Raw genomic sequence first — 9,809 nt, forward strand, 5'->3', positions numbered from 1 at the left:
GGGCGGCTCGGAACCGGGGGCGCATGGGGCGCGGTGGCCGGTCTGGGCGCGGATGCGGTGTCGCCGACGCTGGACTTGCAGGCGAGGCTGGAGGTCCGCATGCAGCGCGGGGGCTTCCGACAGGGGTACTTCGGCCCGGACTACGAACTGGCACGCTTCCGGGTGGCGGGAGGAGCGGGAGTGGCGCTGGCGGATGCGTCCTTCCCCAACGGGTCCTCCGCCTTCGGTGAGGTGATCCTCGGCTGGGATGCGGTGCGCCTGGGAGAGCTGGCGCAGCGGCACCTGCGTCTATCGATGTCCGCCGAGGTCTTCACCTGGGGCCGCGTGGATGCGGATGTGCGGATGACCGCGCAGCTCTTCCACCGGTCCGTCGAAGTGGCCCTGCGCGGCCTGGCGGTGGGCCTGCGTCAGCCGGGAACGCGCTACCTCGCCTCGGGTGAGGGGCGTTGGCGCTTCCTCGGGGGCAGGGTGTACGCACTGGGCCAGGGTGGCACGCTGTTGTACCCGACACCGGACGGGACGCTTCGTCCCGGTGCCTTCGTCGCTGTTGGGATGGGGGTTGACCATGTGCGCTGACTCCCTGTCGCGCGCGTGGGGGCTGCTGTGCATGGTCCTCCTGTTCACCACCGGCTGCGTCACGCTGTCTTCCCGGCCTGGACCTGATGCATGGGCCTCCGGGCCGCGCCCTGCGCAGGTTCTGCGACACACGGCAGGCGGCATCGCTGACGCGGCGCCCTCGTCCCTGGATCCAGGGGCCGCCGAGCGACTGGGTCGCCGACGTGGACCGAAGCGTGAGCAGGGCTCGATCGTCGGTGAAGCAAGCCCCGACGAGACAGTCAGCGAGGAGGTGTTTACGTGTGGAGGCCAGGAGCGGCCACCCGGCTGGCCCCACCTTTCCTCCAGTCAGGAGGTGCTCGCCCCGTTCTTGGCATGTGGCTCGCCCGCGGAGTTCGTGGCCATGCAGCACGGGGTGGACATGCCCCGGTTGGTGGAGTCGCTGAAGGACTGGGATGCGGTCCGGCTGGGGGCCCTTGGCCCGCTGGACGCGGAGGCATCCAAAGTCCTCAATCACAAACGTGCGGGATTTCTTGTCACCGCGACGGAGAAGTACGGCGTCCCCCTGACGGAGGTGTTCGCCCTCTTCATCGTCCACTCCGCCTTCGACGACGAGCTGCGCGACGTGCTCCAGCGGCTGGCCCGTGACAAGCAGCTCGGTGAAACGCTGGGAAGCATGCCCACCGTCCGAGAGGAATTGCAGCGACGGGGTCTGAAGCTGTCGGACTTCCCGGATCGGACCGAGCAGGCCGGTGATGTGCTGCGAGGCCTGGGGCGAGCCGGCCGCGACGCACTTGTCACCATTCCCGTCTTCGCCGGGCCTCTGTACACGGAGTTCAGCGCGAAGCGTGGGCACATGCCGCCCCCGTATCAGGAAGCACTCGACGCGGTGGAAAGGGCGCTGATGGCGGAGCGCTTCGCGCCGGGAAGTATCGCATTGGGGAGCTTCGACCATCTGACGTTCGGAGTGCCGATGGGCTTCTTCCATCTGGCGGCCGGGACGGGGCAGGGGGCGCAGGCCCTGGCACAGGGAAGGTACGAACAGGCCACCCGGGAGCTGGCGCCCGCCGCGCTGATGGTGGCGCTGTATGCCAGGGGCACGGGCACGCGACTCCTGTCAGAGGCCCTGTCCGCCGAGGGATTGAAGCGTGTGATGGGACGACTGCAATCGCAGCTTGGAGTCGACGCTGCTCGCGACCTCTTCCGATACCTCCAGGCGGGTCGGGAAAATGCCCTGTTCGCCGCCCAGTCAGGCGAGGCCGGGCTGCTGGTCCTGTACGAGGCGAAGGGCAGTGCGGCGAAAGCGCAGGCGCTGCTGGCGGAGGGGAGTCGCGAGCGGCCAGGACCCACGGCGGGGAGGAGCGGTGCAGCGAAGGAAGCGAGCACGGTCGTAGCCCGAGTGCACGAAGCGGCGGGCTTCGAGCGGGAAGCGGTGGAAGCCCGCTGGGTGCAGTGGGAGCAGGAGGCGCCCGGCAGGCGCCTGACATCCGACGTGCGGGAACTGGAGAAACACCGGCCTTCGCTGGAGGCCCCGCAGCCGGGCGCCGAAGGTCATCCGCGCTGGGGTGAATACGTCGTGTACTTCGAGCGGCGGGTCGCGGAGCTCAGGCAGGGCACAGAATCACGGGGGCCCCTGACCTGGAGGGACTACCACCGGCTGCGCGGGTCCTTCGCCAAGGGGATGGAATTCGAGCGAGCCATGGTGGTCAAGCTGCGGAAGGATGCGGCTCTTCCACGGGCACAACGCAAGTGGCTCCATGGCTTCAATCAGCCCCGCATCGAAACGCATGTGGGCGTGGCGAAGGCGGACCTCCGCTTCGCGGACGTGCTCGTCATCGAAGCGGAGCCCCCTGCGGGCCAACCGCCCCGCGTGGAGACGTTCAGCTTCAAAAGCAGGGACCTTCAGGTGCTGACTCAGCGGGAACTGTTGGCGCAGTTGAATGCGGACGCGAGCGCCGCGCTGCGATATTACGGTGAGACGCTGAGCATCCGTCGGCGCACCCTCCAGTCCGAAGTCGATGGAGTGCACCTTCAAGTCCAGAGGGTTCGTCTCATCTATGAGGACGGCGCTGTCTACGTCGAGAATTCCAATAAATTGAACGCAGCAGTGGAACGCGTTCGGATGCATGTCAAGGAAGTGGAGATTTCCTTCGAATGAAAATCCTGAACCCCTATGAGTCGAATATGGAGGATCGACTCCAGTTCTCGTTTCGGGGCTCCTTCGATCCGCATGAGCCGGTGGAGCGTGAATTTGAAGTCTTCCTTCATGCGCTGGAGGCTTCCGCAGGGCCGTGGATGCCGAATGTCGTCCAGGGCAAGCGTAACCGTAAATACAGCCGAGCCAATTTCTGGAAGGCATTCATGGAGGTACGCGACGAGGTTGGTGTAGCCATCGGCCTGTATCGTACGACGAGGCCGGCGTTGGAGATGACATTCAGCAGCTGGTTCTCTCCGAGCCCTCCAGTGTTGGATGTTCAGTTCATGCTGCAACCGCTCTCATTATTTGCGGAGGAGGCGCGATGTAGCAACTTCATCGACATGGTTCGTGCATGGGCGTCCCGGTATCCCGTGACCTACGCTGTGGCGCACAGTCACGCGGACGAACAGTTGTCCGGCGCACCCAACTATGGCCGCGATATGCAGGTCTCCATCAGGGATGGGTTCGACAAGATCTATGGGGTCTATTGGCTCAACGTCTTTGGGCCTGCGTTGGTGGAAGCCGTGGGGCGCGAGCGGATGCTGTCCACCCCTGTGCACCTTGTAGAGGAACTCCCTGGCGGCGGCGTCCTCCTGGTGACGTGGCCGACCGTCACGGACTTCGCCAGCGAGGAGTCACGTCAGGCCCAGGCACGGGCACTGGCGCACCTTCGGCCGGATCTCGACGTCGACACCGTGTTGCTTGCCTTGCGAGACCGCAGCGCCACCTTGGCCGTCGTGGAGCCACGCTTCCACCCGGATGTGGAACCGCTGCTCTCGCGTGTGACGGGCGCGTGCGTGATCAGCGAGCGCCAGCGGAAGATCGCTGAGTTCAACGCCAGCCCGCCACCCGAGCCGGAAGAGTGGCTACCCGCGAACGCCGCCTTTCCTGTGGACGTGCAGGATCCGGCCGACGCCCGTGAGCACTATGCGACTCTCGCCGAGCACCTCGTGGCGATCCTGCACACGCAGGTGCCATCGGTCTTCGAAACGACCCCCGAATCGCTGACGGACGTTGACTTCCACCTCTGGGACCGGAACTTTCCGGAGACCTTCGAGCGGTGGAAAATCGACGAGCAACTCATGCCCGCCGTGGGCGCGTACCTGGGCGAGGTCTTGGTCCGGCGACTGGGCGGGCAGTGGATACCGCGGAAGAAACTGGAGGAAGCGCAGGTCCGCGTAGGAAACCGAGTATGGCTTCCATTTGTCCGTGCCCAGCGATACCTGGGTTCCCGGCAGGCGTTGTTGGATTACTCCTTGACTCAGATCTACCGCGAGGCCGAACGACACCGAGCGTGAGCGAGGGCTGCGCACCCGGCAGCTTTAAATCGATTAAGCACGTCGTTGGCCGGACGATTACGGGCTACGTCGTCGACGTGCTGCTGCGCGTCCAGACGCACCCGAACGCTCGCATCGGCGAACTGCTGCCGCACGAACGGAAGCGCCTGCGCTCCGCTGACAACTCCTGAAGCCGCGCATCCCTTCCGCCTCGCCTCTCAATCCGTCGCGGCCCTCGCCGAGCACGACACCCGTCGATCTTCAAGCGATCCGGCACGTCGTTGGCCGGACGGTTACACATCGGCGGTGGACCTGTTCGCCTGCGTTAGGTGCGGAGTCAGGCGTCGGGTTCTGTCGTACGTGAAGGAGGCGGGAGGGGGGCGAGCGATATTGGAGCACCCGAGACTGCCGTACGAACTGTGCGCCGGGCCGGTGTTGAGGCCGCGCAGCCCCCTTGGAGTACGCGCCTGTCCAGGCCGCCCCCCCCCACGAGGGGCGCGGCAGGGGCCCGGGCCTGTTGGCGATGGCGGCTTGAGCCTCAACACCCTGCGGCCTGGGTAGCCCTCCGCCGGGGCCAGCCTTGCACTCGCCGTGGGCACCCCGTAAGCGGCGCTCCTCGTCCTCTCTGCTCCAGCCCGCCACCCTCAACAGAATCCCTCTGCGTCTTATGCTCTTGCTGGAGGCCGCGTGTGCTTGACGCACGACAATCGTATTTTCGATAGTGGGAGGCCGGACGCACTGTCCGTTCATCCTTTACAGGAGGATAGATACATGACGCGGAAGACGAGAAGCGACCAGACGGTTGGCTCGTTCGAGAAGAAGCAGGGGCTGCCTCCTGGAACGATCCGGAACCCGGATGGGCGTGACACGCGGAGTGACAAGAAGATCGGCACCATCCGCAAGGAGGCAGTGAAGCCGCCTGAAAAGAAGAAGTAACCCTTACGTCGCGTGCGTCTAGGAAGCGAAGAGGCGCAGTGAGCGGTCAGTGCCGCAGGAAATGGACTCCGGCAGGCCCTGCTGGAGTAAGCTCCCCGGTACAACGGGTACTGGCTGCTGGGAAACTCTTCGTCGGCCACGAAGCCGCAGGGGAGAACCTCTCCGGGTTCTACGCCCTCATCGCCACCTGCGAGGCCAACGGCGTCAACCCCAAGGCATACCTCGCGGCGTGCTGCTGCGCGTCCAGGCGCACCCGAATCGCGCATCGGGTAGTTGCTGCCGCACGAGTGGAAGCGGCTTCGCGTCGCCGACGCTTCTTGAACCCACGTACGGCAATCCCCCTCACCCATCAACACGTCGCGGCGCTCGCCGAGCACAGCTGACGCCCACCCTCAAGCCCTCCGGCACGTCGTTGGCCGGACGGCTACGTTTGAACGTCAGTCGTGTGTCCTTGTCTCCCTCGCTGGCCCCTTACTGGAGGCGTGGGAGTGGTCACGGGGGCCGGACGCCCAGAGGTGCTTCCACAGGCCCCATCTTGCTGATGTGGTGGCGGGTGAAGGTCAGATTCTTCAGGGTGATACGGACTCCGGGCTTTCCATCCGCACCTTTGCTCGCCGTGCACTCGATGACGCCAGCGGATGCCTTCTCAAGGCTGTGGGTGGCGGGAAGGGGCGGATGAACAGCACCCCATGGGACGACCGTGCGGACATCCTTGCCCCGGTAGAGTTCGACAGTCGTGCTCTCTCCGACCGAGCCCCGATACTCTGGCTGACAGCCCTTTGCGTCCGGCAGGAAGACATGGAGCGCAGCCTCTTTGTCCACAATGAACACCTCGAGGCTGCCGTTGTGCCATCCGTAAACCTGCACCTCGCCTGTCTTCAGACTCAGCTCGGTCGGTTGGGACTTGTCCGCAGCCCCCGCAGGCAGGAGGCCGGCAGTCGACAACACAAGAATCAATGGAATGGCATGTCTCATGTGGCCTCCTGAGCTGCGAATGGGCTTGTAGAAGTTCCTACGCGGTGGCGGACTTCACCGCTTCGCGCAGCGCCCCGGACTCCACCAGTGCCGTGACCGCCGTGATGTCGTGATGCAGCTCGCGGTCCCGGTCCATGTGCGGAACCTTGCTGCGCACCAGCTCATAGGCCGCCAGCACGCCCTTGCCGGGCTTCACCGGCTGACGGAAGTCCAGCGCCTGCGCCGCGACCAGCACCTCAATCGCAAGACACGACCGCGCGAACTCCGACACCTGGCGCCCCTTGAGCGCCGCCGTCATGCCCATGGACACGTGGTCCTCACGGCCCGCGGAGGACGGAATCGAATCCACGGAAGCGGGGTGGCTCAGGATGCGCGACTCGGCCACCAGCGCCGCCGCAGTCACCTGGGCAATCATGAATCCGGAGTTCAACCCGGAGTTCTTTGCCAGGAACGCCGGCAGGCCCGACAGGGACGGGTTCACCATCTGCTCGACGCGCCGTTCGCTGATGCTGGAGAGCTGCGTGAGCGACATCGCCACCACGTCCATCGCCAGGGAGATGGGCTGCCCGTGGAAGTTGCCGCCGGAGATGATGTTCTCCGTGTCCGCGAACACCAGCGGGTTGTCCGTCCCGCTGTTCACCTCCACCTCCAGAATCTTGCGCGCGAAGGCGATGCCCTCGCGCGCCGAGCCGTGCACCTGCGGGATGCACCGGAGGCTGTAGGGGTCCTGCACCTTGCTGCAGTTGACGTGCGTCTCCACCAGCTCGCTGCCCTTGAGAATCCGGCGCAGGTGGTCCGCCACCGCCTTCTGGCCCGCGTGCGGACGCACCGCGTGGATCTCCGGCAGGAACGGCTTGTGGCTTCCCAGCAGGCCCTCCACCGTCATCGCTCCCGCGATGTCCGCCACGTCCGCGAGCATTTCCGCTCGCAGCTGCAACAGCGTCCCCACCGCGCACATCGCCTGCGTGCCGTTGATCAGCGTCAGGCCTTCCTTCGCCTCCAACACCACCGGCTTCAGGCCCGCCTTCTCCAACGCCTGCTTCGACGGCATCCGCACGCCCTCGAAGAACGCCTCGCCCTCGCCAATCAACACCAGCGCCAGATGCGCCAGCGGGGCCAGGTCTCCGGAGGCGCCCACGCTGCCTCGCTCGGGCACCACCGGCACCACGTCCCGGTTCAGCATGTCGATGGCCAGACCCAGCGTCTCCATCCGGATGCCGGAGAAGCCCTTCGCCAGCACGTTGCACCGCAGCAGCAGCAGCACGCGGGCTTCCGGCAGCGGCAGCGGCTGACCCACGCCGCACGCGTGCGACAGGATGAGGTTTCGCTGCAGGTCGCGCAGGTCCTTCCGGTCGATGCGCACCTCCGCCAGCGTGCCGAAGCCCGTGTTGATGCCGTAGGACGGCGTGTCACCGGCCGCCACCCGGTCCACCAGGGTGCGGGAGGCCTGCACCCGCTTCGCGGCTTCGGGAGCCAGCTCGACGGTGACTTCGTGGCGGGAGACCTGGAGGATCTCCTCCAGCTTCAGGGTGTCACCATCGATGAGGAGGCGGGGGCGGGACATGTCAGGGTGCTCCGGATTGGCGGCTTGAAGTCGGTTTCGCCGGGAACGGTAGCGGAATCGCGGCGGGGTGGCAGTGGCCCTTTACACCCGGGGCCCGGGGCCCATATAGCCTGCGCCCGTCCGTGCAGGGAGGTCGTGAGCCCCTTGGCCCTTATCGTCCAGAAGTACGGCGGCACCTCGGTGGGTGACACCGAGCGCATGAAGAACGTGGCCCGACGCTGCCTCGCCGCCCAGAAGGCCGGCCATGACGTCGTCGTCGTCGTGTCCGCCATGTCCGGCGAGACGAACCGCCTGCTCAAACTCGTCGCCCAGATCACCGACCGGCCGAACGAGCGCGAACAGGACGTCGTCGTCGCCACCGGCGAACAGGTCTCCATCGGCCTCGTGGCGCTCGCCATCCAGGCGCAGGGCGGGGAGGCCGTGAGCTTCCTCGGCCACCAGGTGCGCATCGTCACCGACAGCACCTTCTCCAAAGCACGCATCAAGAGCATTGATGCCCAGCCCATCCGCGCCGCGCTCGCGAAGAAACAGATCGTCGTCGTCGCCGGCTTCCAGGGCGTGGACGAGACGGGCAGCGTCACGACGCTGGGCCGCGGCGGCTCCGACACCACGGGCGTCGCGCTGGCCGCGGCGCTCAACGCGGATGCGTGTGAGATCTACACGGACGTCGATGGGGTCTACACCACCGACCCCAACGTCTGCCCGGCCGCTCGCAAGCTGGACCGCATCACGTACGAAGAGATGCTGGAGCTGGCGAGCCTGGGCGCCAAGGTGTTGCAGATCCGCTCGGTCGAATTCGCCATGAAGTACAAGGTGCCCCTCTGGGTGAAGTCTTCCTTCACCGAGGATCCCGGCACGCTCGTCTGCGAGGAGGACGCATCCATGGAGGACGTGCTGGTTCGAGGTGTCGCCTACGACAGGAACGAGGCGAAGATCACCGTGGTGGGCGTGCCAGATCAGCCGGGCGCCGCGGCGAAGCTCTTCGGGGCGCTCGACGCGAAGCACATCGTGGTGGACCTCATCGTGCAGAACCTGTCGCGCGACGGCCGCACCGACGTCACCTTCACCGTGGCCAAGTCCGACTTCGCCAAGGCCCATGAGGTCGTGAAGCTCGCGGCCCAGGAGGTGGGCGCCACCGGCGTGGAGGTGGACGACACCATCGCCAAGGTGTCCATCGTCGGCGTGGGCATGCGCAACCACTCGGGCGTCGCGGCCCGGATGTTCCAGACGCTCTCCCAGGAGGGCATCAACATCCAGCTCATCTCCACGTCGGAGATCAAGACGTCGTGTGTCATCCACACGAAGTACACGGAGCTCGCCGTGCGCGCGCTGCACACCGCCTTCGGGCTGGATGCGCCGCCCGCCGTGAAGGACCACCCCACCGTGTCCGAGAACGACGCACTCCACGGGCAGAAGGCCTGAGGCGGCCAGGGCGCACGTCCGCGCTCGCGGCGGTGTCGCTGGGCCTGCTCGCCCTGGGCGTCGTCGCCCGGGCGCGCTGGCCGGATGCGAAGCCCTCGCTCGACTGCCCTCCGGAGGCCGTGCGGTTGGATTCCGCCGGCCTCGCCACCTGCGGGCCGGGGACCGTGCCCACGGGGGCCCGGGCGCTCGCGCTGGGGCTCAAGCTGGACCTGAATGCCGCGTCCGAAGCGGAGCTGGCCCTGGTGCCCGGGGTGGGGCCTGACCTCGCTCGGCGGCTGGTGATGGCCCGCGAGGAACAGGGCCGGTTCACGAACTGGGACGACGTGGATGCGGTGCCCGGCGTGGGCTCCGCCAAGTTGCAGACCCTCCGGGCGGCCACGGTGCTGGAGTCGGCGGCGGCCACTGGGAGCGTGTGGTAAGCACAGCCGGTGCAGATCTCCTGCCCGCAATGCTCGATGCAGTACGTGCTGGATGCCCGACTCCTGCCGCCCGGCGGCGCTTCGGTGCAGTGCACGCGGTGTGGTCACGTCTTCATGGCTTCGCCCCAGGGCGCCGTTCCGCCCGCGCCGAAGCCTCCGCCCGCGGGTGGCGCGGACCGCTCGGGTGCCCAGTCTTCCACGCAGATTTTTGGCGGTGAGGGGGCTGGCCTCAAGTCCACGCAGTTGTTCGCGGGACAGACGACCTCCACCGGGTCGTTCGTTCCTCAGCCGACGCCGACCTCCGGGCCGCTGACCTCGTCCGGCGTCATTCCACCTCCGCCTTCCATCGCTCCGGTCGCGGGCGCGCCCCGGCCTCCGGTGAGCACCACGACGTCCGGGGTGCATCCTCCCCAGGCCATGGGCCACACGCGGGCCTTCGGGGCCGTGGGGCCCATGGCCTGGGG

The 9,809-nt window shown here is 66.8% G+C and carries 9 protein-coding genes and 2 pseudogenes; 9 read left to right on the top strand and 2 right to left on the bottom strand.

Annotation, left to right across the window (positions count from 1 at the left end; all coding sequences use genetic code 11):
* From D7X74_RS34495 to D7X74_RS34515, 6 genes and pseudogenes are all read left to right on the top strand, one after another.
* Positions 1 to 576: pseudogene (locus tag D7X74_RS34495) on the top strand (hypothetical protein); the annotation flags it as partial.
* Entirely contained in the window at positions 566 to 2,713 is a 2,148-nt protein-coding gene (locus D7X74_RS34500) for a hypothetical protein (RefSeq protein WP_120537249.1), read from the top strand. The pseudogene D7X74_RS34495 and the gene D7X74_RS34500, both read left to right, overlap by 11 nt.
* Entirely contained in the window at positions 2,710 to 4,050 is a 1,341-nt protein-coding gene (locus D7X74_RS34505; protein WP_120537250.1) for a hypothetical protein, read from the top strand. The genes D7X74_RS34500 and D7X74_RS34505 overlap by 4 nt, the downstream gene beginning before the upstream one ends.
* On the top strand, positions 4,047 to 4,220 hold the full coding sequence (locus D7X74_RS43265; RefSeq protein WP_158622342.1) for a hypothetical protein: 174 nt from the start codon (positions 4,047 to 4,049) through the stop codon (positions 4,218 to 4,220). The genes D7X74_RS34505 and D7X74_RS43265 overlap by 4 nt, the downstream gene beginning before the upstream one ends.
* A gap of 580 nt (positions 4,221 to 4,800) precedes the next feature.
* On the top strand, positions 4,801 to 4,965 hold the full coding sequence (locus D7X74_RS43760; protein WP_199741966.1) for a hypothetical protein: 165 nt from the start codon (positions 4,801 to 4,803) through the stop codon (positions 4,963 to 4,965).
* Positions 4,966 to 5,069: 104 nt separating this feature from the next.
* Positions 5,070 to 5,286: pseudogene (locus tag D7X74_RS34515) on the top strand (transposase domain-containing protein); the annotation flags it as partial.
* 171 nt (positions 5,287 to 5,457) lie between these two features.
* Here D7X74_RS34515 and D7X74_RS34520 read toward each other — a convergent pair.
* Both D7X74_RS34520 and hutH read right to left on the bottom strand, forming a co-directional pair.
* Positions 5,458 to 5,940 (bottom strand): hypothetical protein, encoded by a 483-nt coding sequence (locus D7X74_RS34520; RefSeq protein WP_147446784.1) that lies wholly within the window; start codon positions 5,938 to 5,940, stop codon positions 5,458 to 5,460.
* Positions 5,941 to 5,977: 37 nt separating this feature from the next.
* Positions 5,978 to 7,504, bottom strand: coding sequence for a histidine ammonia-lyase (gene hutH / locus D7X74_RS34525; RefSeq protein ID WP_120537252.1), 1,527 nt, complete (start codon positions 7,502 to 7,504; stop codon positions 5,978 to 5,980).
* 144 nt (positions 7,505 to 7,648) lie between these two features.
* On the opposite strand from hutH, the gene D7X74_RS34530 reads away from it, so the two are divergent.
* The 3 genes from D7X74_RS34530 to D7X74_RS34540 form a co-directional block, all read left to right on the top strand.
* Positions 7,649 to 8,926 carry an aspartate kinase gene (locus D7X74_RS34530; RefSeq protein ID WP_120537253.1) on the top strand — a complete coding sequence of 426 codons (1,278 nt, stop codon included), beginning with the start codon at positions 7,649 to 7,651 and terminating at the stop codon, positions 8,924 to 8,926.
* Between the two features lie 32 nt (positions 8,927 to 8,958).
* Positions 8,959 to 9,345 carry a helix-hairpin-helix domain-containing protein gene (locus D7X74_RS34535; RefSeq protein ID WP_233602385.1) on the top strand — a complete coding sequence of 129 codons (387 nt, stop codon included), beginning with the start codon at positions 8,959 to 8,961 and terminating at the stop codon, positions 9,343 to 9,345.
* A gap of 9 nt (positions 9,346 to 9,354) precedes the next feature.
* A partial coding sequence (locus tag D7X74_RS34540; RefSeq protein WP_233602386.1) for a zinc-ribbon domain-containing protein occupies positions 9,355 to 9,809 on the top strand: 455 nt, incomplete at its 3' end.

The organism is Corallococcus sp. CA047B, assembly GCF_003612065.1.
In the GTDB taxonomy this organism is placed as follows: Bacteria; Myxococcota; Myxococcia; order Myxococcales; family Myxococcaceae; genus Corallococcus; species Corallococcus praedator.